21 protein-coding genes are annotated in these 26,032 nt (G+C 37.4%); 7 read left to right on the top strand and 14 right to left on the bottom strand.

Annotated features, from left to right (window positions below; translation table 11 throughout):
* Window positions 1-338: 338 nt before the first annotated feature.
* The 5 genes from adeS to QSG86_RS01585 all read right to left on the bottom strand — a co-directional run bounded on the left by adeS (window position 339) and on the right by QSG86_RS01585 (window position 7,193).
* Window positions 339-1,433: a two-component sensor histidine kinase AdeS gene (gene adeS, locus QSG86_RS01605; RefSeq protein WP_317029911.1), complete on the bottom strand. Its 1,095-nt coding sequence runs from the start codon at window positions 1,431-1,433 to the stop codon at window positions 339-341.
* Window positions 1,423-2,148 (bottom strand): efflux system response regulator transcription factor AdeR, encoded by a 726-nt coding sequence (adeR, locus tag QSG86_RS01600; protein ID WP_317029910.1) that lies wholly within the window; start codon window positions 2,146-2,148, stop codon window positions 1,423-1,425. Before adeR ends, adeS begins: the two co-directional genes overlap by 11 nt.
* Window positions 2,149-2,509: 361 nt before the next feature.
* Window positions 2,510-3,793 (bottom strand): ribonucleotide-diphosphate reductase subunit beta, encoded by a 1,284-nt coding sequence (locus tag QSG86_RS01595; protein ID WP_317029909.1) that lies wholly within the window; start codon window positions 3,791-3,793, stop codon window positions 2,510-2,512.
* A 141-nt stretch (window positions 3,794-3,934) separates the two neighbouring features.
* On the bottom strand, window positions 3,935-4,069 hold the full coding sequence (locus QSG86_RS01590) for a hypothetical protein (RefSeq protein ID WP_317029908.1): 135 nt from the start codon (window positions 4,067-4,069) through the stop codon (window positions 3,935-3,937).
* 295 nt (window positions 4,070-4,364) lie between these two features.
* A complete protein-coding gene (locus QSG86_RS01585; RefSeq protein WP_317029907.1) occupies window positions 4,365-7,193 on the bottom strand; it encodes a ribonucleoside-diphosphate reductase subunit alpha in 2,829 nt (942 codons plus the stop codon).
* A gap of 577 nt (window positions 7,194-7,770) precedes the next feature.
* On the opposite strand from QSG86_RS01585, the gene bfmR reads away from it, so the two are divergent.
* Together bfmR and QSG86_RS01575 are read left to right on the top strand one after the other, a co-directional pair.
* Window positions 7,771-8,487 (top strand): response regulator transcription factor BfmR, encoded by a 717-nt coding sequence (bfmR, locus tag QSG86_RS01580; protein WP_317029906.1) that lies wholly within the window; start codon window positions 7,771-7,773, stop codon window positions 8,485-8,487.
* 43 nt (window positions 8,488-8,530) lie between these two features.
* Window positions 8,531-10,171: an ATP-binding protein gene (locus QSG86_RS01575; protein ID WP_317029905.1), complete on the top strand. Its 1,641-nt coding sequence runs from the start codon at window positions 8,531-8,533 to the stop codon at window positions 10,169-10,171.
* Window positions 10,172-10,307: 136 nt separating this feature from the next.
* Here the strand turns inward: QSG86_RS01575 and putP are convergent, their stop codons facing one another.
* From putP to QSG86_RS01550, 5 genes are all read right to left on the bottom strand, one after another.
* The gene (gene putP / locus QSG86_RS01570) at window positions 10,308-11,798 is read right to left on the bottom strand and encodes a sodium/proline symporter PutP (RefSeq protein WP_317029904.1); all 1,491 of its coding nucleotides are present in this window, start codon (window positions 11,796-11,798) and stop codon (window positions 10,308-10,310) included.
* A gap of 358 nt (window positions 11,799-12,156) precedes the next feature.
* The gene (locus tag QSG86_RS01565) at window positions 12,157-13,011 is read right to left on the bottom strand and encodes an SPFH domain-containing protein (RefSeq protein ID WP_317029903.1); all 855 of its coding nucleotides are present in this window, start codon (window positions 13,009-13,011) and stop codon (window positions 12,157-12,159) included.
* Between the two features lie 5 nt (window positions 13,012-13,016).
* Window positions 13,017-13,499 (bottom strand): NfeD family protein, encoded by a 483-nt coding sequence (locus tag QSG86_RS01560; RefSeq protein ID WP_317029902.1) that lies wholly within the window; start codon window positions 13,497-13,499, stop codon window positions 13,017-13,019.
* A 173-nt stretch (window positions 13,500-13,672) separates the two neighbouring features.
* Window positions 13,673-14,590: a patatin-like phospholipase family protein gene (locus QSG86_RS01555; RefSeq protein WP_317032632.1), complete on the bottom strand. Its 918-nt coding sequence runs from the start codon at window positions 14,588-14,590 to the stop codon at window positions 13,673-13,675.
* Window positions 14,591-14,853: 263 nt separating this feature from the next.
* Window positions 14,854-15,081, bottom strand: coding sequence for a DUF2798 domain-containing protein (locus tag QSG86_RS01550; RefSeq protein ID WP_317029901.1), 228 nt, complete (start codon window positions 15,079-15,081; stop codon window positions 14,854-14,856).
* A gap of 365 nt (window positions 15,082-15,446) precedes the next feature.
* Here QSG86_RS01550 and QSG86_RS01545 point away from each other — a divergent pair, with 365 nt between their 5' ends.
* Genes QSG86_RS01545 through QSG86_RS01535 form a run of 3 tightly spaced genes read left to right on the top strand, consistent with a single transcriptional unit; the run spans window position 15,447 to window position 19,181 of the window.
* Window positions 15,447-17,120, top strand: coding sequence for a phosphoethanolamine transferase (locus QSG86_RS01545; protein WP_410487505.1), 1,674 nt, complete (start codon window positions 15,447-15,449; stop codon window positions 17,118-17,120).
* Between the two features lie 13 nt (window positions 17,121-17,133).
* Window positions 17,134-17,811, top strand: coding sequence for a response regulator transcription factor (locus QSG86_RS01540; protein ID WP_317029900.1), 678 nt, complete (start codon window positions 17,134-17,136; stop codon window positions 17,809-17,811).
* 8 nt (window positions 17,812-17,819) lie between these two features.
* Window positions 17,820-19,181, top strand: a complete 1,362-nt coding sequence (locus QSG86_RS01535; RefSeq protein ID WP_317029899.1) for an ATP-binding protein — start codon at window positions 17,820-17,822, stop codon at window positions 19,179-19,181.
* Window positions 19,182-19,187: 6 nt separating this feature from the next.
* Here the strand turns inward: QSG86_RS01535 and QSG86_RS01530 are convergent, their stop codons facing one another.
* On the bottom strand, window positions 19,188-19,997 hold the full coding sequence (locus tag QSG86_RS01530) for an inner membrane protein YpjD (protein ID WP_317029898.1): 810 nt from the start codon (window positions 19,995-19,997) through the stop codon (window positions 19,188-19,190).
* A gap of 139 nt (window positions 19,998-20,136) precedes the next feature.
* On the opposite strand from QSG86_RS01530, the gene ffh reads away from it, so the two are divergent.
* Both ffh and QSG86_RS01520 read left to right on the top strand, forming a co-directional pair.
* The gene (gene ffh / locus QSG86_RS01525) at window positions 20,137-21,546 is read left to right on the top strand and encodes a signal recognition particle protein (RefSeq protein ID WP_317029897.1); all 1,410 of its coding nucleotides are present in this window, start codon (window positions 20,137-20,139) and stop codon (window positions 21,544-21,546) included.
* A gap of 240 nt (window positions 21,547-21,786) precedes the next feature.
* Window positions 21,787-22,935 carry a DUF1624 domain-containing protein gene (locus QSG86_RS01520; RefSeq protein WP_317032630.1) on the top strand — a complete coding sequence of 383 codons (1,149 nt, stop codon included), beginning with the start codon at window positions 21,787-21,789 and terminating at the stop codon, window positions 22,933-22,935.
* A 107-nt stretch (window positions 22,936-23,042) separates the two neighbouring features.
* Here the strand turns inward: QSG86_RS01520 and QSG86_RS01515 are convergent, their stop codons facing one another.
* The 3 genes from QSG86_RS01515 to QSG86_RS01505 all read right to left on the bottom strand — a co-directional run bounded on the left by QSG86_RS01515 (window position 23,043) and on the right by QSG86_RS01505 (window position 26,012).
* A complete protein-coding gene (locus tag QSG86_RS01515) occupies window positions 23,043-24,380 on the bottom strand; it encodes a PepSY domain-containing protein (RefSeq protein WP_317029896.1) in 1,338 nt (445 codons plus the stop codon).
* 110 nt (window positions 24,381-24,490) lie between these two features.
* On the bottom strand, window positions 24,491-25,243 hold the full coding sequence (locus tag QSG86_RS01510) for a type III pantothenate kinase (RefSeq protein ID WP_317029895.1): 753 nt from the start codon (window positions 25,241-25,243) through the stop codon (window positions 24,491-24,493).
* Window positions 25,244-25,253: 10 nt separating this feature from the next.
* The gene (locus tag QSG86_RS01505; RefSeq protein ID WP_317029894.1) at window positions 25,254-26,012 is read right to left on the bottom strand and encodes a biotin--[acetyl-CoA-carboxylase] ligase; all 759 of its coding nucleotides are present in this window, start codon (window positions 26,010-26,012) and stop codon (window positions 25,254-25,256) included.
* Window positions 26,013-26,032: the final 20 nt, after the last annotated feature.

Below are 26,032 nucleotides of genomic sequence, written 5' to 3'. Positions count from 1 at the left end.
TGGTGATCAGCAGGATATTGGATCAAAACCAGCTCAGCGTCAGCGTATATTTCAATTATACAATCACCATTGATCCGATCAGTTAACTATAGCCACTCGGTATCATGCATAACAACTGTTCTTTTTGATTCGAAACGTGGGTGAGTGCTGATCACGATCGGATAGGCATTTCTTTCTATCATCATGGATATCGCCGTTTATGTTGCGGTGCCTTCATAGATACCATCGCGCAGTACTCCAGTCCAGTGCCAGTGGTATTATGGAGGATTGAAAATAAGCATATGATGTCATGGGCCTATCCGCTTATTTTAGATAAGAATTGAGCCTTGCATTATATGTTAATGATTATTTTTTAATTGAATGGTAAAACAACTTCCTGCTAATGTTTTTGATTTAGAATAATGAATACGGCCATGATGTGCCTCAATAATGGCATAAATGACTGCTAATCCTAAACCAGTCCCGCCATCTAAACGCGATCGAGAATCTTCTAAACGATAAAATGGTTTGAATAGATGTTCAAGGTGAATATCATCAATACCTGGTCCTTCATCCTCTAACATTAAGACCCATGCATCTGAGGTCACATAGGTACTGATTAACAGTTTTCCTGAATTGGCATATCTTAAGACATTTGAGAAGAGTGCAATCAGAACTTGTTCCATTCGTCGCACATCACATAAAACAGGCTGATCTGTTAGCTGGAATATTTCATGAATATGTCTGACTTGAAAGCGATCATGGAACATTTGTACACATTTATAAATACTACTTTGTAAATTATTTTCTTGTAGATCTAAACGGAATTGTTTATTTTCAATTAAGGTCAATGTACGCAAATCTTCAACCAGATAAGATAATCCTTCGACTTGATTGAGTAAATTTTGATGTAATTGTTGGTCAGCAATAAAAACACCATCTACCACACCTTGTAATCGACCTTGTAAAATGGTGACAGGCGTTCTTAATTCATGTGCAATCGCAGCATTCCAAATCGTTGCATTTTTTACGGATACTTCGAGTTGATTAGCCATGGCATTAAAGTTTTGAATGAGTGATTTTATTTCATGGGGGATATCATGATGAGGTGCTTCAATTCGTAATGATAAATTACCTTGTTGAATTTCTTGAATCACATTGGCTAAGGCATGAATGGGTTGAGTATAGCGTTTAGCATATCGATAAGCTAAAAAAGTAGAGAGCAAAAATCCTGTTAACAGCACTAGGAAAAACCAAATAAAATCAACAGAGGTAATATAAAAGTCATCTGGATTAATATTTTGTTCATCTAAAAAGCCAATTTTGATTGCCCAGTTATAGACTACGTAACCTAACGCAAAAGATAATAAGGTAATCCCCAAATTTAATAGGCTCATCATTAAAATAAATTGGGAATTGATACCAATCGAGTTTTTTATTGATTTAAATTTCATTTTTTTGATCTAACCGATAACCGACACCACGGACATTCGTTAATAAGCCATGAATACCATTTTCTTCAAGTTTTTTACGTAATTTACTCATATGACTATCGACAGTACGATCTAATGCATCACTTTCTGGCATACAGTTTTGAATGAGTTCATGTCGTGTAAAGACCTTATTGGGTGTTTTTAGCATCAGAACAAGAATGTTATATTCAGTTAAAGTTAGGTTAAGCAATTGTTTATACTTATTTTTTAATAAGAATACTTGGTGGTTTTCTAAATTGATTTCAATATCTTGATAGCGAATAATATTTTGCGATATGGTTTGAGTGATACTACGTCTTAATACTGCTTGAACTCTAGCAATCACTTCATTGGGATTAAAAGGTTTGATAATAAAATCATCGGCTCCCATTTTAAGCCCCATAATTTTATTAATCTGATCATCTAATGCTGTTAGCATAATGACGGGTAAACTGCTGCTTTGACGAATAATTTGTAGGATATCCCAACCATTAACTTTGGGTAATTTAATGTCCAGAAGAATAAGATCAATAGCATGGGTTTTAAGGTACTCTAAAGCCTGTTGCCCATCCATAGCGCGAATAACCTGCATATTCTCATTTTTAATATATTTTTCGAGAATATCTCCAATATCATAATCATCCTCTACAACGAGAATGACATGGTTTTCAAAGCTATGTTGTAAATTCTGATACATAAAATTTTATCTGAGTTAAATCTAAGGATAGGTTCGTATTAAAAAATAAAACCATATCTATTGATAATGAAATAGTAATCAATCGATATTTATGATGAATAATTTAATTTTAGTCAATAGATGATTATAGCGTTAACGCTATCATCGGTCATATTGATATTCTGATTTTATAATCTTAGATCAGGTGGGGGGATTTCTGGGAAGTAGGCTTCCTAGATTAATTTCATATAAGAAGAATATAAAATTATATTGCCAACCTAATATTTGGAATAAAAAAATAGAGCCATTAGGCTCTATTTTTTTATTCAAGGAAATTTCATTTGTCGCAAATGACAACTTATGTGTCGCGTGACGTATCAGCTTACCAGCTTAATGCACCGCCAGTTTGATAGTCAGTGACACGTGTTTCAAAGAAGTTTTTCTCTTTACGTAAGTCCATCATTTCAGACATCCATTGGAATGGATTGGTCACACCAGTAAACTGCTCCGGTAAACCTAACTGACTTAAACGACGGTTACAGATGAATTTTAAATATTCTTCCATCATTGCCGCATTCATACCCAATACACCGCGTGGCATTGTGTCACGTGCATATTCGATTTCAAGCATGGTTCCTTCCAAAATCATTTGAATAATTTCTTCTTGGAATTCAGCAGTCCACAACTGTGGATTTTCGATTTTGATCTGGTTAATCATATCAATACCGAAATTCAAGTGCATTGACTCATCGCGTAAAATATATTGGAATTGCTCAGCAACACCATTCATTTTATTACGACGACCCATTGATAAAATTTGGCTAAAACCGCAGTAGAAGAAGATCCCTTCAAGTACGCAATAGAAGGCGATTAAATTGCGTAGCAAGATTTGATCATTTTCTGGTGTACCCGTCTTAAAGTTTGGATCACTTAAAGATTGGGTATATTTCAAGCCCCAAGCCGCTTTACGTGCAACCGATGGTACTTCACGGTACATGTTAAAGACTTCACCTTCATCCATGCCTAAAGATTCAATACAGTATTGATAGGCATGGGTATGAATTGCTTCTTCAAATGCTTGACGTAAAATATACTGACGGCATTCAGGATTGGTAATATGACGATAAATCGCTAAAACCAAATTATTGGCAACTAAAGAATCGGCTGTAGAAAAGAAACCGAGAGAACGCATGACAATGGTACGTTCATCTTCAGTTAAGCCATTTTCTGATTTCCATAGTGCAATATCATGGTTCATATTGACTTCTTGAGGCATCCAGTGGTTTGCACAACCATCAAGATACTTTTGCCAAGCCCATTCATATTTAAATGGAACCAGTTGGTTTAAGTCTGCACGACAGTTGATCATTGCTTTATCATCAACTTGTACGCGCTGTGCGCCCATTTCAAGCTCTTCTAACCCTGGTGCAACATCAAGATGTGCTAGGGAAGCAGATGCTCTTGCCAACGAATCGGTTGAATCTGCTGTTCTATTTCGACTGGATGAAGTGGATTGTGGAGTTGCCACATGCGTCTGTGGTTGCTCTGGATCAGATACCACTTGCGAATGAGCCGCTTTTTGCGGTTCGACGGGCGCAGGCTGCTGTGATGGTGCAGCTGGTTTTTGCGAATCATCTTCTAAATCGTCCCAACTTAGGATAGACATATGAACTCTCTCTACGTTGCTTTATATCTTTTATGCAGACATCAAAGCTTCGACAGCTAGGATGCCTAGTATACGCTTATTCTGTGTAAGCAAAATTAAGTTTTAGTGACGATGGTTGGTTTTATATCCAAGCCCATCTTTCTAAGACTTATTTTGTTTACGCTTTTGTTTATGGAATTTAATCCAAAAGTAACCCACTGGCAGATAAAACAATACGGCAAAGGAAATGACCAACACAGCCAGTCCTAACATATAGTTATGGGTCATATGCAGCATGCTGATTTCCTCTGTTAGATGGTTAGGGGGTCTACTTTCTGATTGAAAATGACACATTCCACAATTTAAAAATAGACCGATCGATTGAATCAGTATCCAAGATCATGTTGAGCCATTCAGTCGGCAAAACGTATCTTTGTGCTAAGGCTTACTGATTAATAAACCGTGATCTATTGAATCATGACAGCAGGTGATCGCATCACCTGCGATGCTGATGAGACCGGTCTCGATTCAAGTCATCTAATCAAGGCTGATGACGAACATCAGCGCTTGATGAATATGTTACAGATTGCTGTTATTGACATGCTTCGCAATCAGGATTATCAATGGAACATGCCTGTGGTACAGGAGCTGCTTGTGAAAAACCATCTTCTTCTTGCGCAACTGGAGATTTGCTTGCTACGGCAGCAGCTGCGACGGGTGCTGTGACAGTCGCAGGTTTAACTGCATTTAAAGCACCAGTATTAATCGTTGATTTCTCAGCAGATGTTGCACCTAATGCACGGAGATAATATGTGGTTTTAAGACCACGTAACCATGCCATTTTATAGGTGATATCGAGCTTTTTACCATTTGCACCTGAAATATACAGGTTTAATGATTGAGCTTGATCAATCCATTTTTGACGACGAGATGCTGCATCTACAATCCAACGAGGCTCAACTTCAAATGCTGTTGCAAAAATTGCTTTTAATTCTTCAGGAATACGCGCAATTTTTTGTACTGAACCTTCAAAGTGTTTTAAATCATTGACCATGACGGCATCCCATAAACCACGTGCTTTGAGTGCACGCACTAAATAAGGGTTGATCACGGTAAATTCACCAGAAAGGTTAGATTTTACATAGAGGTTTTGGAAAGTTGGTTCAATCGATTGTGATACACCACAAATATTTGAAATGGTTGCAGTTGGTGCAATCGCCATGACATTAGAGTTACGCATGCCATCTTTTTGTACTTTCTGACGTAAGCTATCCCAATCAAGACGCATGCTACGATCAACTTCAAACATCCGTTCTGGGCGAGATTTTGCGACCATCTCTAAAGAGTCGATTGGTAGAATACCTTGATCCCACAATGAACCTTTAAATGTTTCATAACGACCACGTTCAACAGCTAAGTCACTTGATGTGCTAATGGCATAATAGCTAATGACTTCCATAGATTCATCAGCAAACTCAACCGCAGCATCTGAACCATAGGCAAGATTCATTTCATAAAGTGCATCTTGAAAGCCCATAATTCCCATACCAACAGGGCGATGCTTTAAGTTGGAATTACGTGCTTGTGGTACTGCATAATAGTTAATATCAATCACGTTATCTAACATACGTACTGCTGTTTTAACGGTACGAGCCAGTTTTTCACGATTAAGTACACCATCTTGAATGTGTTGTACCAAGTTGATGGAACCTAAATTACATACCGCAATTTCATCTTGATTGGTATTTAGCGTAATTTCTGTACATAAGTTAGAGGAGTGTACGACACCAACATGCTGCTGTGGAGAACGTAGATTACATACATCTTTAAATGTAATCCAAGGATGACCTGTTTCAAACAGCATTGACAACATTTTGCGCCATAAATCTTTGGCACGAACTTTTTTATGCAGCATGTCTGTTTCTTTGGCAATGCTTTCATAATACGCATAGCGTTCAGCAAATTCAGTACCGGTTAAATCATGTAGATCTGGTGTTTCAGATGGCGTAAACAAGGTCCAGTCTGCATCTTCAAATACGCGCTGCATAAATAAGTCTGGAACCCAATTCGCAGTATTCATATCATGGGTACGACGACGATCATCACCAGTATTTTTACGTAATTCTAAGAATTCTTCGATGTCCAAATGCCATGTTTCTAAGTATGCACATACGGCACCCTTACGTTTACCACCTTGGTTCACGGCAACGGCTGTATCATTAGCCACTTTTAAGAATGGCACTACACCTTGAGACTTACCATTCGTGCCTTTGATATACGAGTTCAGTGCACGTACTGGAGTCCAGTCATTTCCTAAACCACCTGCCCATTTTGATAGCATTGCGTTATCACGCATTGCACCATAAATGTCATATAGATCATCACCAATCGTGGTCAGATAACAACTTGACAATTGCGGACGTAAAGTCCCCGAGTTAAATAATGTTGGCGTTGATGCCATATAGTCGAAGCTAGATAAAAGATTATAAAACTCAATCGCACGTTGTTCACGATTCTCTTCATTCAACGCCAAGCCCATGGCAACACGCATAAAGAACAATTGTGGTAATTCAAAACGAATACCATCTGAATGAATAAAATAACGATCAAATAACGTCTGTAAACCTAAGTAAGTAAACTGATTTGAACGTTCAGGTTGAATGGCTGCTGCCAGTTGTTCAAGATCATAGTTTAATAACTCAGGAGAGAGTAACTCGAGTTCAACTCCCTTGTTTAAGAAGGTCGTTAAAGCATCATTTTCCAGCGTATCACTATTTAAGCCAAGGAATGCCAAACCTGTTGCGACCAGATTGTCACGTAATAAGCGTGCCGTCACATAGCTATAGTTAGGCTCTTGTTCAATACGGGTACGAGTCGCCATCATCATCGTGGTTGCGATATCTGACTCTTGGACACCGTTATAAAGATTTTTTACAGTTTCATCAATGATGGCTTGTACATCAATACCTTCTAAACCTTCAGCCGCTTTTGCAATTGTCGCTTGCAATGCACTTAAATCTAAAGGTTTAAGTTGACCATTGGCACCACTGATCTGTAGGGTTGGATGGTGATTGCCACCCGCTTGTTTACGTGCTTCTGTACGTTGCTCACGGTAAATCACATAAGCACGTGCTACTTTTTGTTCACCTGTACGCATCAATGCCAACTCAACTTGATCCTGAATTTCTTCAATATGAATAGTACCGCCAGATGGTAAACGACGTGTAAAGGTGTTTAATACCATTTCTGTGAGCTGTGCAATACGGTCATGAACACGGCTAGAATCAACACTTTGTTGACCTTCAACGGCTAAAAAAGCCTTGCCAATCGCGACAGAAATTTTTTCTGCATCAAATATGGCAACGTCTCCGGTCCGTTTAATCACCTGAAATTGACCTGGTGTTGATGTGATTACGCTCATTGTCAGCATAGCTCCATTGTCATCTATTGTTATGTTTATAGACCATTTGAACTGGGCAGAAAGTGGGCCGCAGTGTTTGAGGGGATAAACACAAGACTTAGTGGTTTAAAATCAATTTAGGCACAAGATACGGGAAAATTGCCAGCAGATCAATATTGACATTTACCGATTTTTTTTGATTTTTTCTGGTTAAAAAATATCATAAAGTGTCTCTGTTTTTACACGTTCTTATTTATTGCTTGTGATATAAGGACATAGCATAGCAAAGCCTAGATTAAGTGCTTATAGATAACCTTGTGGATAAGTAAAAAAGAATAACTTAAATGCTGTTGTGATGAATATCTTTGAATACATGGTTATTTTACACACAAATTGTAAGTAAATTTATAAGGAATGATTATAAAAAATACAACTAATTCAATGTGTAATAAAAAACATTACAAATTTATACTTTGATGTATCAGTTTGGTGAATAGAATCTTGTTTACAATGTAAACGTGTGTATATTGAAACAATATGTTGAAATGTATCTCTTGCATCTAAGAAGAATACATAAAGATGAATAAAAGGATCGGTTATGAGCCAAGAAGAAAAGTTACCAAAAATTTTAATTGTTGAAGATGATGAACGTCTTGCGCGTTTAACTCAAGAATATCTTATTCGTAATGGTCTTGAGGTCGGGGTAGAACCAGATGGCAATCGTGCTATTCGTCGTATTGTTGCTGAACAGCCTGACTTAGTGGTATTGGATGTCATGCTACCGGGAGCAGATGGTTTAACAATCTGTCGTGAAGTTCGCCCACATTATCATCAGCCTATTTTGATGTTAACAGCACGTACTGAAGATATGGACCAAGTGCTAGGTCTAGAAATGGGGGCAGATGATTATGTCGCAAAACCTGTACAGCCACGCGTATTGTTGGCACGGATTCGTGCATTACTGCGTCGTACTGATAAAGTTCCAGAAGATGAAGTCTCTCAGCGTATCGAATTTGATGATTTAGTCATTGATAATGGTGGTCGTTCAGTCACCCTACATGGTGAATTGGTTGATTTTACCAGTGCCGAGTATGATCTGCTGTGGTTGTTGGCATCGAATGCAGGCCGTATTTTATCTCGAGAAGATATTTTTGAGCGCTTAAGAGGTATAGAATACGATGGGCAAGATCGTTCGATTGATGTCCGTATTTCTCGTATCCGTCCAAAAATTGGTGATGATCCAGAGAATCCTAAACGTATTAAGACGGTACGTAGTAAAGGGTATTTGTTTGTTAAAGAAACCAATGGTATTTAACCTGAGCAAGGTCAATTTCTTTTGATGAAAATAAGGTCTTTCCGTGTTTAAACACAGTATATTTTTGCGCATATATGGCGGTTTAGTCATATTGGTTGTGGTGGTAGCTTTATTTGGATATTTTTTAGTTCAGATTATTAACTATAAGCGTGCGCAAGAATATCGAGAGTCGCTCACTGACGGTATTTCATTTGTGATTAGTGAAGGTGTAGCACGGCAACCGACTATACAGCTCAAAAGAGATTGGATTAAAGATGCCTCAGAATTATTTGCTGTACCCATTTCTTATATTAACGCCAATAAAATTGAACTTACAGGTTCGGAAAAGGCACGTATTGAAAAACAGCAGGCTGTTGTTCAATATAATGCTAAAGATGAAGTTGCTCATGTTATTATTGGGATTAAAAATGATCCAAAGCATTTGATTTATATCAATATCAATGTGGATGATCTTGGTGAAAGACAAATGCGCTTTATCCCATTATTTATTTGGGATTATCTGGCTTACTATCCAGGTCAAGAGGCAGAGCGTCTGGCAGAAATTCGTCAACACTTTAAATATAACGTGACGATTAAAAATGTTTCTGATCTGAATCTAGATGGAGATCAAATCCGCCGTATTCTGCTTGATCAGAGTATTGTGCTATTTAAAGATAGTGCCAGTGAAAATGGCACCACCATGTCAATTTTTTCACCTATGCCAAATTCACCACGCAAAGTATTGGTGATTGGTCCAATTCCAATTTTTAATTGGATGCCATTTGAATTGGCAACAGGTATTACCTTATTAAGCCTATTTGTTTTAAGTTTAGGTGTTTATGGTTTATTAGTGCCTATGCAGCGTAAGCTGAGAGAAGTGAATTATGCATTATATCGCATGAAGTCGGGTAATCTTAGTTTGCGTTTACCGGTGGAAGGTGCAGATGAAATGGCCAGTTTGGCGGCCAATTATAACAGTATGGTTGATCATATTCAGCGCTTGATTGAATCTCAACGTGAGCTGATGCGTGCCGTTTCGCATGAGCTACGTACACCAGTAGCACGTATCCGTTTTGGGATGGAAATGTTGGCAGAAGAAGAAGATTATGAATATCGTCTGCAACAAGTCGAACAAATTGATAAAGATATTGAAGCACTCAATACCTTAATTGATGAAATCATGACCTATGCCAAATTAGAACAAGGTACTCCTTCATTTGATTTTGAAAAAATTATTTTATTAGAAGTTCTGGATCAGGTTGTACTTGAAACAGAAGCACTAAAAACACAGAAAGAAATTGTATTAAATCCACCATCACCTATTTTAGAAGTTGATGCTGAGTATCGTTACTTACATCGTGTCGTACAAAACTTAGTGGGTAATGCTGTACGCTATTGCGATCAAAAAGTGATTGTGAGTGGTGGGGTAGATGATCAAGGTATGGCTTATATCTGTGTTGAGGATGACGGGCCGGGTATTCCCGTTGAGGATCGTAAACGTATCTTTGAAGCATTTACTCGTTTAGATGGTAGTCGTAATCGCGCTTCTGGTGGCTATGGGCTAGGCTTATCAATTGTAAGCCGTATTGCTTATTGGTTTGGAGGACGTATTGAGGTCGATGAAAGTCCAACACTTGGTGGCGCAAGATTTATGATGTTTTGGCCTGCCAAACGTTTTAAAGCAAGAAGTAAAAAAACCTCATAATCAAATCTTCTCCATCAGATAAACCACTGAATAGATTGATGAATCGGTAGTATTGAACAGTATGATCTTCGATATAAAAAGGGAAACTATTTATAGTTTCCCTTTTTATCACAGCGATATGATCATTTTTTGAGTTTTAGTTTGGTGCTTTATAGCGTTGATCTGCTTCTTCAAAACGTGCTGTCATATCTTGAGTGGGTTCTTTATCTAATAAACTGACGATAATGATACTCAACAATGAACAAATAAATCCGGGAATAATTTCATAAAGTCCGGTATCCGCGAAGATATTTTTCCAGATAATCACCACGAAAGCACCCACGAGCATACCAATAATCGCACCGTTGAGTGTCATACGTTTCCAGAATAACGATAAGATAATTAATGGACCAAATGCGGCACCAAAACCAGCCCAAGCATACGCGACCAGTCCTAAAACTTTAGCATCTGGATTACTTGCCAGCCAAATTGCGAGGATAGCGATCAGGAGTACCATTAAACGTCCAACCCAAACCAGTTCTTTTTGAGAGGCATGTTTACGAATAAAGGTTTTATAAAAATCTTCAGTTAAGGTACTTGAGCAAACCAAAAGTTGGCAACTGAGTGTACTCATCACTGCAGCGAGAATGGCAGCCAGAATAATACCTGCAACACATGGATTAAATAATACCTTGGTAAGTTCCATAAATACCGTTTCAGGATTGCTGTTCACAGCATGAGCCAGTTCGGGATGTTGTTGAAAGAAGGCAATCCCAATAAAACCGGCTGCAACGGCACCGCCCAGACATAAAATCATCCATGCCATACCAATACGACGTGCATTAGGAATTGATTTAACGGAATCTGCTGCCATAAAGCGCACCAGAATATGTGGCTGACCAAAGTAACCAAGACCCCAGCCAAGTAAAGAAAGAATGGCGATAAAACTTAAATTGCCCATCATATGCGTGGCTTGTGGTCGAGCAGCTTCTAATGCCATGGTAAATTCAGATACATCTGAAAATGATAAAAAGGCAATCATTGGCGTAATCAATAAGGCAAAAATCATTAAGCTGGCCTGAATCGTATCGGTCCAACTCACCGCCAAAAATCCACCAATAAAAACGTAACTAATGGTTGCAATTGCACTAATCCAAAGAGCAGTTTGATAAGACATGTCAAACATGTTCTCAAATAGACGAGCGCCTGCAACCATGCCTGAAGCACAATAAATAGCAAAAAATATTAAAATGACACAGGCTGAAACAATACGAAGAATTTTTTTATGGTCATTAAAGCGATGAGAAAAATAGTCAGGTAGCGTTAAGGCATTATTTTGTACTTCAGTGTGAACACGTAAACGACCAGCAACAAGGAACCAATTAATCCATGCACCAATAATCAAGCCAATCGCAATCCATGATTCAGAAAGTCCTGCCAGAAAAATTGCACCTGGCAGCCCCATCAGTAACCAGCCGCTCATATCTGATGCACCCGCAGAAAGTGCTGTAACAAAACTTCCTAGACTGCGTCCTCCTAAAATATAGTCTGAAAAGTTACTGGTGGCACGATATGCCATTAAACCAATAAAGATCATGGCGACAATATAAAAAAAGAAGGTGATTAAGGTCGGATTTAGGGAGCTCATACAATATCCAAATTTGAATCAAGGCAAAATTAAAATGACTACACCATAGACCTCATTCAGCCTGATTGGGAGAGACCGAAAAAATATGGGAGCTATAATGAGCTTTTAATTGCCGAAGAAGTGACAGTTATGGCGAAATTTATACATAATTTAACAGTAAAATGGTTTTTATCGTAATTAAAAATACGATATACAGCAAATCGATGAGATATTTTAGGCTCAAGCTGGTTTGATTAAATGGTATTGGCTTTAGCATACACAACAAGAGCAAGATAAATTAAGCATTGCTTATCTTGATCTTGTTTGAGTACAGATAAGATATGATTTTCCTTTGCCCGAAGCTTAAAGAAAATAACGGTTAAGACTGCCGTCCCATAATACCGCGAATCGTATTGAGTACATCTGCAGGTAATACCACGGTTTTGGCATTATTGGATTTCGCCATATCTTGCATGGCTTTGACATATTGTTCGCCCAATAGATACGCCACAGGAATTTCTTTATCACCTACCGCTGATGTTACCATTTCAATTGCACGTTGAGAGGATTCGGCCAATACCACTTGTGCCTCTGCATCGCGACGTGAGGCTTCTAAACGTCCATCTGCTTCTAAAATAGCAGCTTGTTTTTCGCCGTCTGCTTTGGTTACGGTTGCGCGACGTTGACGTTCTGCAGCTGCCTGTTCTTCCATCGCTGCTTGCATGGTATTGGATGGTTTAATGTCCTGAATTTCTACAGTTTTAAGCGTAATTCCCCAGTCTGAAATATCATCAGAAATACCTGCTTTGAGTTTGGCTTTAATATGTTCACGTGAAGAAAGTGCATCATCGAGATCCATTTCGCCAACAATTGAACGTAATGCAGTTTGTACTAAATTTTGAATTGCCCAACTATAATTTTCAATGCCATATACCGCTTTCTCTGGTGTCGTTAAATTAATATAGGCGACTGCATTCATGAGTAATACTGCATTATCACGTGTAATGACTTCTTGTGATGGAATATCTAATACAATATCTTTGGTGGTAATCTTATAAGCGACTTCGTCAATATAAGGAATTACAAAATTAAGACCTGGATTTAAAGTGGTATGAAATTTACCCAGTCGTTGTACAATCCATTTATAACCTTGAGGAACAATACGTACACCTTTAAAAATGGTTACACCGACAAAAACCAAAATGGCTAAAACAATAATTGCACTGGCAGTCATATAATTTACTCACTATTTTCATTTTCTATATGGAGATGATGTGCTTGTACCACGAGATCATTTCCCAGTATGTCAATCACACGCACACGATCACCGACCTGTACCACTGACTTTGCACGACAGTTCCATTCATCAGAACCCAACACGGGCAATGGAAAACGGACACGAATTTGATCATGTTCCAGTTGAGTTTGGATGACCATACCTATTTGTCCAATAGTGGCCTCACGAGATAATCCAGCTTTGGTTTTATCAATGGATAAAGGCTTAATAAATTTAAACCAAGCCAAGGTACATAAAATTGACAGAATAATCCATGTCACCAGTTGAGTGGTTAAACTCATCATTGGAAACATCAGATATAAAATACCCACCATTAAAGCGGCAATACCAAACCACAGTGCAGCAAAGGCAGGCAATAATAATTCAGAAAGCATGAGCAGAACGCCCAATACAAACCAATACCAAGGCTCTAAAACAAATTCCATAGATCAACTCTTTTTGATTGTATTTGAACATGTTGCATCAGAAGCCAAGAATATCGGATCAATACTTGCGTGATAGGCCGCAATACAACAAACACCAGATAAAATGTAGACAATCATACTGTGCTTATCAAGCTTTTATTACACATTGCGATGATCACCACATCGTACTCGTTTTAGAATCTGGCCTTTATCGGTGCTTTAAGTGCCGCAGGTGAATGTTTAAAGTCATAAATTGCTTTTTGAATCGCGCGAATTTTAGCTTGAGTTGCTTTTTCTCCTTCAAGAATGGTTTGATTGCTGGCTTTTAGATCGAGTGTTCCGATATGACCCACTTGAGGTTGAATAATGATATCCGCGTGTTTTAATTCAGCATCAATACTTTTTTGTCCCATAATATTAATGGTTTGATCGAGTAAACCAAAAGCATTAGTGGCTTTACCGCCTTGTGGACGCGCGGAAATATCTACTGCAATCACTAAATCTGCCCCCATAGCTTTAGCCGTTTGAACAGGAATAGGGCTGACTAAACCGCCATCGACATATTTCACTCCAGCAATTGTTGCAGGGACAAAAATATTGGGAATACTACAAGAAGCACGAACAGCTTGACCGGTATTGCCTTTAATAAATTCAGCCTTTTTACCATTGTCTAACCGTGTTGCCACAGCTGCAAAACGAATAGGAAATTGTTCTATTGGTTTATTGCCAATATTTTTATTGACATAGTCTTGTAACTTTTGACCGACGAGAAAACCTTGACGATTCAGTGTTAAATCGCGGATGTCCGATTCTTTGAAATTTAGGGCAAGTTGTTGTAATTGATAAGGCGATTTTCCACTTGCATATAAGCTACCAACAAAACTACCAGCACTGGTTCCAGTAACAATTTTAGGTTTAATACCATGTGATTCAAGAACTTTAAGGACGCCAATATGTGCAAAACCTTTGGCACCACCACCCCCTAGGGCAATCGCAATGACTGGTTCTCGGGCATTAATTGCAGTGGTATTGCTGGATGATTTAATGGCTTTATCACAGCCCATAAGGCTTAAGCCAAGTAGTGCGATCAGGGAGAAGTGAGTCAGTTTCATCATATAAATTAAAATCGATTATTAAATAAAATGAATAAGCTGACTATCTCAACAAAAAAAAATTGTTTTGACTAGCATTTTCCAGATGCTTTTGTAACAGTATACAGAATCAAAAAACACAGCCCATGATGGCGATAAATGACACGATATTAAAGATTTTTTTGATCATATTGTGTGGATGATTTAAATTATATAGGCTGATTAATCCGTTAAAATTGTTTTTGGTATGCCGCTTTAGTGCAGCAATTTATTTTGGCACATATTTATCGTGTGATACGAAATAAAATTTTTTCAACTAAGGGTAAGCACAGTAATAATAAGGGATATGCCAAGACCCATGCTTCTCCCCAGTGATGTAACCATTTGAGTAATTGTGCAATTGAAAAGCTTTCATGAAAAAAGATACCTGTAAATGAGATAAAACCACTCATCACACAGGAAAGAATTAAAGGCTTAATCCAAAATATATGTTTATGATGAATTTTTTTCATGTACACTGGCTCACAGGCTGATCATATGATATTGAGTTAATTAAAATTTTAGATATTCATCTGACTTTATCTTAAATATTAATTTTATCGTAAAAATAATTAACGATAGAAATTATTCAAATGATAATAGACGTGAAATTTGTACTTCAGTTTTAAAATAAGTTATTGCTTTACACAAGTATAGCGTTATTTAATGCCAACGTTAAGGTGGCCTAAATTTTTTGTTATTGGCGATGATGAAACCAATAATTAATTTGAATTTTTATATGATTTTTAATTGGTTACAGTTAAAAAATAAAATTTAAGTATAGTTTAAGAATTACATCATACAGTATTCATTCTTAGAGAATTGCATGACGACCACAATGTTAAGTTTTAGAAAGAAGTTAAATACCATAAGAAATTTTATTCCTTTAATGCGTTTAACAGTGTTTAATTTAATTTTGGCTTTATGGTTAGGGATTGCACTCAATTTTAGATTCTTTGAACAGATTAAGACCCTTACGCCTTATCAAGGATTTAAGGCACAACTTTTGCTTTTGGCCACGATATGTATTGTGGTTGCTTTTTATAATTTGGTCATACAATTACTCACTTGGAAATGGACCACGAAAGCAAGCGCAATTATTTTAGTGATTTTAGGCGGAGTCAGCGCATATTTTGTCACTAATTTTGGCGTAATTATGAATGCTGAACAAATTCAAAATATGATGCAAACAGATCAACGAGAAGTACGTGATCTGTTGTCTATTAAATATATATTGTGGATGCTCTCGATGGTGGTGGTTCCCATCATCTTAATTTTACTGATTCGTATTCAACCTGAAAAGTTGAGTAAACTGATCTTAAAAAAAATAATGGCAATGGTCGCTTCATTGATCGTGATTGCGGGTTTATTATTCTTTTTCTATGTGGATTATGCTGCGATATTTCGTGAACATCGTTATTTAAAAGGAATGATTTCACCACAAAATGTTATTGCATCAAGTTTATCTTATTATAAAAAACAACGACCACAGAAGGATTTACCTTTGGTTCGTTATGGTCAAGATGCCAAATATATTCAGACTGCTCAAGCAAAAACGCCATCTGAACCTAAATTGATGGTATTGGTGGTTGGAGAGACGGCACGTGCAGAAAGTTTTGCATTGAATGGCTATACGAAAAATACCACGCCAAAGTTAGCACAACAGGACATCATTAATTTTACTCAAGTCAGTTCATGCGGTACAGCAACTGCTGTTTCAGTACCTTGTATGTTTTCAGGAATGCCACGTCGTGATTATGATGAGCAGTTAGCAATGCATCGTGAAGGTCTACTCGATATTGTGCAGCGTGCAGGCTATAAAGTGACCTGGATTGAGAATAACTCAGGCTGTAAAGGGGTTTGTGATCGTGTTGAAAATTATCAAATACCAGCGGCAATTAAACAAAAATGGTGTGATGCTGAAGGTGAGTGCTTAGATGAGATATTAGTTGATGCGCTAAAAGCCTATATTGAAACGATTCCTAAAGATGATAAAACGCCAAGATTAGTGGTTTTACATCAGATGGGCAGCCATGGACCTGCTTATTTTAAACGTACTACAGCTAATTTTAAAAAGTTTCAGCCGACCTGTGATACCAATGCAATACAAGGGTGTAGTCAAGAACGTTTAATTAATACCTATGATAATTCAATTTTGTATACTGACCATGTTTTAAGTCAAATGATTGATACATTAAAAAACGTAAATCAATATCAAACTGGATTCTGGTATTTATCTGATCATGGCGAGTCTACGGGTGAAAAAGGCATGTATTTACACGGTACGCCATATGCAATTGCCCCTTCACAGCAAACCCATATACCAATGCTAATGTGGTTTTCACCACAGTGGAAAAAATCAGAAGCTGCGAATATGGCATGTTTGAATAAATTAAAGAATAGTCAATTAAGTCAGGATAATTTATTTCCAACTTTACTTGATTTATTACAGATTCATACGCAAGTAAGCGATTCGAAAAATGATATGTTGCAACACTGTGATATCAAATAATAAGAGTTAGAATATGATTAAAATTCTCATTATTGAAGACGATTTTATGATTGCTGAATCCACAGCAACCTTATTGAAGTTACATCAATTTGAGGTAGAGTGGGTCAATAATGGCATTGATGGTTTAAAAAAAATTCAGCAAGGTCATGCTGATGTGGTATTGCTGGATTTAGGTTTACCACTCAAAGATGGTACACAAGTTTTAAAACAGATCAGAGAGTACTCATCTGAATTACCTGTCGTGATTATTTCGGCAAGAGATCAGTTACAAAATCGTGTGGCGTGTTTAAATCAAGGTGCAGATGATTATCTGATTAAACCTTATGAATTTGATGAATTGTTGGCACGTATTCAAGCGTTATTACGTCGGAGTGGTTTGAAACTCAGTCAGTTTGATGAGCATAAAATTTTAAAACATGCCAATCTTAGTTTGGATATTGAACAGCATATCGCTCAACTTGATGGTCATGTGATTGAGTTATCTCAGCGAGAATGGGCGATTTTATTCGCCTTGATGAGCCATCCAAATAAAATCTTTTCTAAAACTAATCTTGAAGAAAAGCTCTATAATATTGATACCGAAATCAATAGTAATACCATTGAGGTTTATATTCATCATTTACGTTCTAAACTTGGTAAAGACTTTATTCGTACAATTCGAGGTTTAGGTTACCGTTTAGGACAAGTTTAGGAAATACGATGCAATCGACGTATTCATTAAAAAAACGGCTAATTATTTATGTCTCTATTTTTAGTGTAATCTTGGGTGCGTTGTTAATTTTATTTGCTTATCGTATTGCTTTAGAAGAAACCAATGAAATTTTAAACGCACAAATGCAAAATTTGGCTGAAAGAGTTGCTGTTCATGATCCTCAGCCAAGTAAAAGTAATATTGATTTACATCGACATTATCATGAGGAAGATCTTTTTGTCGATGTTTGGTCTTATGCTGAACAACATCGGCCCAGTGCTGTATCTGATTTAGGGTTGTTGGTACCGGCTGTACCCAAAGCCGGATTCTATATGCATGAGACACCGTATGGTATTTGGCATACGTATGTTTTACCTGTTGCTGACTATCAAATACAAGTCAGCCAGCAGGCTAGCGTACGCCAACGCTTAGCATTTGAGTTAGCTGCCAATATGTTTATTCCGTATATTTTAGTGCTACCTTTTGCATTGCTTGCTTTAAGTTGGATTATTCGGCGTAATTTAAGACCGTTACAAGACTTTAGAGATGAATTGGCGCAACGTAAAGCCAATGCACTCACATCAATACGACCTGATCATTATCCTGAAGAAATTATCCCGACTATTGAAGAGATGAATCATTTATTTGAACGTATTTCTTTGGCACAAAATGAACAGAAACAATTTGTTGCAGATGCAGCACACGAGCTCAGAACCCCTTTAACAGCATTGAACTTACAGATTCAAGTATTAATGCAGTCTTATCCAGATGATCCGGCGATTGCTAATTTAAGTAAGGGATTGGAACGGATTCGGCATTTGGTGAGTCAATTATTGAGTCTGGCTCAGCAGGATGCATCCTTGAATGAGGTCGCAAATTTTACTTGGCTTGATATCAATGATATCGCGGTAAATTGTGTGGAACAATTGATTCAATTTGCTTTACAAAAAGAGATTGATCTAGGCATGGAGCAGCATAGTGTTCAAGTATATAGTGTTGAGTCAACACTCCATTCTATACTCTATAATTTAATTGATAATGCGATTAAATATACGCCTCGACAGGGGATCATTAATGTGACTATTCAACAACAGCAACACCATGTCAGTATCGTGGTTGAAGACAGTGGTGCTGGAATAGATCCACACTTATATCAAACTATTACTCAGCGTTTTTATCGTACTCAAAATCATAGTGAAGTTGGCAGTGGTTTGGGATTGTCTATTGTAAGCAAAGCTGTGCAACAATTACACGGTGAGTTGATTTTTTCACAGAGTGAACAGTTGGGTGGACTTAAAGTACAAGTCAAGTTTTTATTACATGATGCTGATCTTGTACCATCAAACGCTATTAATGCAGATTTGATATAAAAGTACTTAATGTCTAATGATCATTTCTAAAACAAATTTAGAACCAATAAAACCTAATGCCAATAAAAAGAATCCCAGTAGGGTAAAGCGAATCGCTTTTTGGCCACGCCAACCAAATTTGTAACGGCCAATCAACAATGAGCCATAGATAAACCATGAAATAATGCTAAATGCAGTCTTGTGGGCTAAGTGCTGGGCAAATACATCATCAACTGTTAGGAAGCCAAAACCAAGTGCAACCGTCAATAATGCAAATCCGATGATCAACATATCAAACAACAGTGTTTCCATTGCTTGAAATGAGGGCAGTAAATTCACCCAAATACGACGCTTTTGCTTATTTTTAAGCTCGCGGTTTTGAAACCATAAAATGATGGCTTGGATGGCAGCCATCAGCAAAACCACATAAGCGGCTAAAGATAAAATAATATGAATATCTAAGCCAATGGAATGTTGTTCAATAAAATTATTTTGTTGACTGAAGGCAAAACCAAGAATAAGCCCTGTTGCGGCAACTGGAATACCCAGTAAATTAATGGTAATAACAGGCCGATAAGTACTAAAAACCATACTGAGTAATAGCATAATCCCAGATGTAAAAGACATCAGATTAAATACATCATAATTTACACCCAAAGGTGTGATGATATCTTGATATAATACGCCTGCATGTAGGCATAAGCCTAAGCCTAAAATGACACGAATAAACCATTGATTAATATCATTTTTAGACAATAAGTGAATCAGCAAATACCAGAAACCAGACGTATAAGCAATTAAGGCTAAGATGGTATAAACCAACGGAAGGCTAATCATGTCAAACCTTTTTCGGGATGATAAAAATTCATTTATATAAATTCTACTCGAACTAAAGTATCCTATAGCATCTTAAGCAAAAATTTTCCACTTTCAGAAAATTTTTTGCCATTAGTAACTATTTTACGCGGATTTTGCAATGTTTGATACCTTAACAGAACGCCTCACGCAGAGTTTAAGAAATGTTACTGGCTCAGGGCAGCTAACCGAAGATAATATTAAAGATACGTTACGTGAAGTGCGTATGGCACTTCTTGAAGCTGATGTCGCATTACCTGTAACTCGTGAGTTTATCGCGAAAGTTAAGGAAGAAGCATTAGGTCAAGAGGTGATGACACAGCTCTCGCCAGGACAAGCCTTTGTTAAAATTGTCCATAACGAATTGACTAAAATGATGGGCGAGGCCAATGAGAGCCTTGATCTCGCAGCTAAACCTCCTGTTGTCGTCTTGCTTGCTGGTTTGCAAGGTGCTGGTAAAACCACGACAGCAGCAAAATTGGCACGTTTTTTACAAGAACGCCAAAAGAAAAAAGTGGCAATGGTTTCAGCCGACGTCTATCGTCCAGCAGCAATTAAACAGTTACAAACTGTTGCAGGCGAAGTTGGCGCACTGTTTTTTGAATCAGATAGCAGTGAAAAACCGATTGATATTGCAAATCGTGCAATTGAACAGGCCAAAATTCAATTTGCTGATGTTTTAATTGTCGATACAGCAGGTCGTTTACATGTCGATGATGACATGATGGATGAAATTAAAACATTACATGCAGCCATTCAACCAACAGAAACACTATTTGTGGTTGATGCAATGACTGGACAAGATGCTGCAAATACGGCCAAAGCGTTTAATGATGCATTACCACTGACTGGGGTCATTTTGACCAAAACTGATGGTGATGCACGTGGTGGTGCAGCGCTTTCAGTGCGTGCAATTACGGGTAAACCGATTAAGTTTTTAGGGATGGGTGAAAAACTTGATGCGCTAGAACCATTCCATCCAGAACGTATTGCCCAACGTATTTTGGGTATGGGTGACGTTCTTTCATTGGTCGAAGAAGTTGAACGTAAGATCGATAAAGAAAAAGCCGAAAAAATGGCAAAAAAATTGCAAAAAGGCGGTAGCTTCAACTTTGAAGATATGCTGATGCAATTTGAGCAAATGAATAAAATGGGTGGAATGATGGGCTTCTTGGACAAGTTGCCTGGCATGAGTAACTCAGGTATTCAACAGGCACTTGAACAGGCTAACCCTGAAAAACAAGTCAAAAAAATGCAAGCCATTATTCAGTCGATGACCATTAAAGAGCGTCGTAATCCAGATCTTATGAATCCAAGCCGTAAAAAGCGCATTGCTGCTGGTTGTGGTATGGATGTCACTGAAGTGAATAAACTGATTAAGCAACATGCGCAAATGGCCAAAATGATGAAAAAATTTGCCAATCCATCTGGTATGAGCAAAATGATGCGCTCACTCGGCGGTCTACAAAAGCAGTTTGGTGGCGGTGGTGGTATGGGACCATTGTTTGGTAATCAGAATAGTAAAAAATAACCATGGTCGATTGCAAAGCGCTTAAGCTTAATCATCTGATTTTATGATCGATCAAGTAGCATAATCCATCCAAAAGAAGCAATTTAAATTGCTTCTTTTTTTATTGTGCAATGAAATGACCGTAGCTCAACAGTGATATGAGCAATCATCAAGCAGATGAAATATGATCTATTACTGCTCTCTGCTATAAAATAATGTAATATTATAACATTATATAGGCGAGTGGGTTTTATTGCATTGATAGCTAAAATTAACAATCAGCAACGATTACAGTCGATTGATGCACTGCGTGGTTTTGTGATCATGATTATGCTTGTCGATCATGTGCGCGAAACATTTTATATGCATAAACAAGTATCAGATCCGATGAGTGTCTCTGAAACTGAACCTTTATTATTTTGGAGCCGAATTTTAGCGCATTTATGTGCGCCAATCTTTGTTTTGTTGACGGGGATATCTGCCTATTTATATCAAATGAAGGTACAGAATCTTGCGCAGACACGGGCTTTTTTATTGAAGCGTGGTATATTTCTAATACTGTTAGAACTGACATTGGTCAATTTTGCTTGGACAGCAACTTTTCCACCCCAGACTATTTATTTGCAAGTGATCTGGGCGATTGGCCTTAGTATGGTGATACTGGCATTATGTATTGGATTCTCTAAAAAATGGTTATTGCTATTCTCCTTGGTGATTATTTTTGGTCATAACTTACTGGATATGCTGACGTTTAAGGGGCCATTATTTTTTGAACATTTATGGTTTATTTTGCATGAAAAAGCATGGATTGAATTTGAGTCCTTGCGTATCCGAACCACTTATCCAGTGCTTCCTTGGATTGGTGTTATTTTGCTGGGATATTGCTTAGGACAATTATTTGAACCACGTTTTACTCCTCAGCAACGAGATCGCTATTTATGTGCTATCGGGATTGCGAGTATTGGCTTGTTCATCATATTACGCATGATCAACCAATATGGTGATCATCCATGGTTATATCATGATAGTTTTGCATTACAAGTCATGAGTTTTTTTAATTTAACCAAGTATCCACCTTCATTATTTTTTATTTTATTTAATGCAGGTATTGGTTTAATTATTTTGGTGCTTTTTCAACGTTATATTCAACATAAAATTTTTAAGCCTTTGATTATCTTTGGCTCAGTGCCGATGTTCTTTTACCTATTACATTTATATGTGCTTAAATTATGTTATGCCTTGTGTTTCGCGATATGGGGTAATAATCATGGTAATTACTTTGCATTTAATCAGATGCAGCAAGTGTGGATGATGAGTGTTGTACTGATATTGCTCTTATATCCTGCTGTAACGTGGTTTTCTGTCTATAAACATAGTCATAAACAATATCGCTGGCTTAAATATTTCTAAGTTAAATCGATGATTGTGATATGCGAATATGCGCTAATTTAGTTTAAACGTAAAATCAATAGGTATATAGATTCAGCCTGATGAGCTCAGGCTGTACATCAGATTGTTTAAGTGCAATCGCGATTTTTAGTATTAAAATAATGACCTATAAATACCGTCAGTTGTAAAATGATTACACTGATGCTCCATATCGGTAATATGCTATATAGTGCAAATATTATGCTGATATATATTAATTTTTTTCTTGTTGTTAATATTTTCCAGTTTTGCAAAATGGTATAATTAAGCTGTTGTAAGGTTTGCAATGGACGCTGATAACGCCACCAAGCACGATAAGCAAATATCAGCAGTAATAAAATCATCAAAGCTGAAGTGATTAATAGCAGTTGATTTATCCAACCAAATAAGACACCAATATGTAAATCGACTCCCCAACGTGTAAGTTTTGCAGATAAGGGAAAATCATTAAATTTTAAATGATCAACAACATGTTGATTTGACATATCGACAGCTAAAGCATCAATCGCAATAGGCCAATGATGGTCCAGTTCTTCTATCGACCATGCTTGATCGTTGCGATGACTGGGTTTGATTTGTAATGCAGTTGCATTTAACCCATATTGACGTGCAATATCAATAATATGATCAAAATTGTCTAACTGTGCAATTGGCGTAACATTATGCTGATGTGTATGGCTGAGCGATTGATGTTCTGCATGTAGATCTGAATTGAGATCCTGTACGGCAGTTGTGGTTAAGGTACGATTTAGGCTTGGTGTTGCACTATTGAAGAGGTGACGAAGCTCGGCAATATTGGCACCAGTCCATTTTGACCAAGTTAGACCTGTTATCGAAAAGAAAAATAACATCGGTAACAGCACTAAACCCAATAGATAGTGCCATCGTATAGCACGAGATCGTTTAGAGACATGCTGCGTTTTTTGACGGTAGCGCCACCATTGAATTAAACCAGTTAAAGCAAACAGACCTAACCAACTGGCTGCAAGTTCACTATAAATACGTCCATATTCACCTAATAATAAACTGCGATGCAATTGATCAAGAAAGGTTCTTAACGGTAAAACACCACTGGTTCCATAGACAGGAAGTTGACCTTGTATGGTCAAGCTATAGGGATTGATGAATATGGCTGTAGTGGTATTGGATTGAGGCAGTTGGTAAAGAATACGAGTGGTTGCATCAGATGTTGTTGCCGTACGAACAGCAACGATGGTTGCTTGCATAGGTAAAACATTTAAAGCGGCTGCAATCTGTTGGCGAAGTGGATAGGTTTTTTGATCAGGTGTATGTTGAGCAATTAACTGTTTTTGATAAATATAGTGTTCAAGCTGTGGTGTTAACGCATACAGTAGCCCAGTTAAAGTTGCGATAAAAATAAAAGGAGCGATTAAAATTCCTAATTGATTGTGCAGCAACTTTAACAATTCAAACTCAATATATTACTGAAAGGGCAATTATATTAAAAATATCTCAGCCATATAAGCTCAATTGAGCTAAAAATATCGCAAGATAAATCTCAAATTTATTGATGGTGTCAATCAACATGATCTGTTGTTTGCTGATAAAGATCTAAATAGCGTTGTAGGCCCCGTAGCAAGAGATCCGTTTCAATGATTGGTTGGTATTGTGGTAAAAACTTGGCAAATAATGCTGCATCTCCGCCAGTCAGTACCAGCTTTCTAGGCTGTTGTTGCAGTACTTTTTCAATACTGCTGAGTAAACCTAATAAAATACCATGATGTACGGCATCAATGGTATTTCGCCCAGGCGTCAGTTGATCGAAGGCTGCATCAGGAATTTTAATGCCTTTGGTATTTTGGATCAGGGCATCACGCTGTAAATATAAATTCGGTAAAATATAACCGCCTAAATGCTGTAAACCATCTGTAAGATCAATCGTTAATGCTGTACCACAACTAATGACACAATATTGTTCATCAGGATGATTGACGACCGCCAGTACTTGTAACCAGCGATCAATACCGAGCTGAGTGGTGTCATCATATCCACATTGTAATCCGGCATAATTTGCATGTACTTTAGCAAAAATCACTGGAATATTTAAAGATTGTAAAATATGTTGAATGCGTTGATTGTTTTTCTGGTCTTGAACTGAAGAAACACCAACTTGCTGTAAATCGAGACTTTTAAAATGCTGAATCAGACCCAGCAATAAATCAGCTGGAGATTGTAAATGTAATTCAGCAACATGTTCGATCACTTGATTATGCTGTGTAACCCAATATTTAAGTCGAGTATTCCCAATATCTAGATATAAATTTTTCATTGTTGTGACTCTATTGGCTATCTGGTTGGTATCGCATACGACCCTGATAAAATACGTTAAGACCTTGAGCATTTATGATTTGTATTGCTCCATCATTTTGAATACCGATAAATTCGCCAACGACTTCACCCTGTGTATGCTGAAAACAAACGGTTTTATGCATAAAGGCAGCATAGTGATTAAAGCGTGTTGCAAGATTATAGCAATTAAAATTAAACCATTCGCCAGCACGTTGAATGGCTAAATATAATTCAGCAATTAATCTGATTCGATCTGCTGAATTTAAACCTAATTCAGCCAGAGAGCTGGTTTGCTGTTCGAGATCATCTGCTGTGATCGGATGAAGATTAATGCCCACACCAATCACCACTTGTTGTGGTGAAAGTGGTTCAACTAAAATACCTCCCCACTTTTTATGCTCATGATAGAGATCATTTGGCCATTTTATTTGTAAATCTAAGTGTTGTAAGCTTGGCATTTGCAGTATATTGAGCGCAATTTCTAAAGCAAGACGACCATCGACAGGCAAATTTAAGTTTAATAGGGCGCTTAAATAGATATTACCTTGTGGTGATATCCATGAACGTCGTTGTTGCCCTCGTCCTTGGGTTTGTTGCTCACTGCAAATCAGTATGCTTTGTACACCTTTTGAGGCTAATGCTTTGACATCATCATTGGTGGATGTTGTAGTCGGTTTCAGCATCACAATTTCTGGTAGCTGATCGGCATCACGAAGATATTGTTGAAGTTGACGAGTTTCGAAGTCCATTTTTAAGCAGATTCTGGAAA

Source organism: Acinetobacter sp. SAAs474 (assembly GCF_032823475.1).
Taxonomy (GTDB): Bacteria; Pseudomonadota; Gammaproteobacteria; order Pseudomonadales; family Moraxellaceae; genus Acinetobacter.
This window is presented reverse-complemented; position numbering and strand designations above follow the sequence as displayed.

What these genes read in the sequence shown, in the direction of transcription:
- adeS (WP_317029911.1), bottom strand. Translation starts at nt 1,433, where the DNA reads ATGAAATTTAAATCAATAAAAAACTCGATTGGTATCAATTCCCAATTT.
- adeR (WP_317029910.1), bottom strand. Translation starts at nt 2,148, where the DNA reads ATGTATCAGAATTTACAACATAGCTTTGAAAACCATGTCATTCTCGTT.
- QSG86_RS01595 (WP_317029909.1), bottom strand. Translation starts at nt 3,793, where the DNA reads ATGTCTATCCTAAGTTGGGACGATTTAGAAGATGATTCGCAAAAACCA.
- QSG86_RS01590 (WP_317029908.1), bottom strand. Translation starts at nt 4,069, where the DNA reads ATGCTGCATATGACCCATAACTATATGTTAGGACTGGCTGTGTTGGTC.
- QSG86_RS01585 (WP_317029907.1), bottom strand. Translation starts at nt 7,193, where the DNA reads ATGAGCGTAATCACATCAACACCAGGTCAATTTCAGGTGATTAAACGG.
- bfmR (WP_317029906.1), top strand. Translation starts at nt 7,771, where the DNA reads ATGAGCCAAGAAGAAAAGTTACCAAAAATTTTAATTGTTGAAGATGAT.
- putP (WP_317029904.1), bottom strand. Translation starts at nt 11,798, where the DNA reads ATGAGCTCCCTAAATCCGACCTTAATCACCTTCTTTTTTTATATTGTC.
- QSG86_RS01565 (WP_317029903.1), bottom strand. Translation starts at nt 13,011, where the DNA reads ATGACTGCCAGTGCAATTATTGTTTTAGCCATTTTGGTTTTTGTCGGT.
- QSG86_RS01560 (WP_317029902.1), bottom strand. Translation starts at nt 13,499, where the DNA reads ATGGAATTTGTTTTAGAGCCTTGGTATTGGTTTGTATTGGGCGTTCTG.
- QSG86_RS01555 (WP_317032632.1), bottom strand. Translation starts at nt 14,590, where the DNA reads ATGAAACTGACTCACTTCTCCCTGATCGCACTACTTGGCTTAAGCCTT.
- QSG86_RS01550 (WP_317029901.1), bottom strand. Translation starts at nt 15,081, where the DNA reads ATGAAAAAAATTCATCATAAACATATATTTTGGATTAAGCCTTTAATT.
- QSG86_RS01545 (WP_410487505.1), top strand. Translation starts at nt 15,447, where the DNA reads ATGTTAAGTTTTAGAAAGAAGTTAAATACCATAAGAAATTTTATTCCT.
- QSG86_RS01540 (WP_317029900.1), top strand. Translation starts at nt 17,134, where the DNA reads ATGATTAAAATTCTCATTATTGAAGACGATTTTATGATTGCTGAATCC.
- QSG86_RS01535 (WP_317029899.1), top strand. Translation starts at nt 17,820, where the DNA reads ATGCAATCGACGTATTCATTAAAAAAACGGCTAATTATTTATGTCTCT.
- QSG86_RS01530 (WP_317029898.1), bottom strand. Translation starts at nt 19,997, where the DNA reads ATGATTAGCCTTCCGTTGGTTTATACCATCTTAGCCTTAATTGCTTAT.
- ffh (WP_317029897.1), top strand. Translation starts at nt 20,137, where the DNA reads ATGTTTGATACCTTAACAGAACGCCTCACGCAGAGTTTAAGAAATGTT.
- QSG86_RS01510 (WP_317029895.1), bottom strand. Translation starts at nt 25,243, where the DNA reads ATGAAAAATTTATATCTAGATATTGGGAATACTCGACTTAAATATTGG.
- QSG86_RS01505 (WP_317029894.1), bottom strand. Translation starts at nt 26,012, where the DNA reads ATGGACTTCGAAACTCGTCAACTTCAACAATATCTTCGTGATGCCGAT.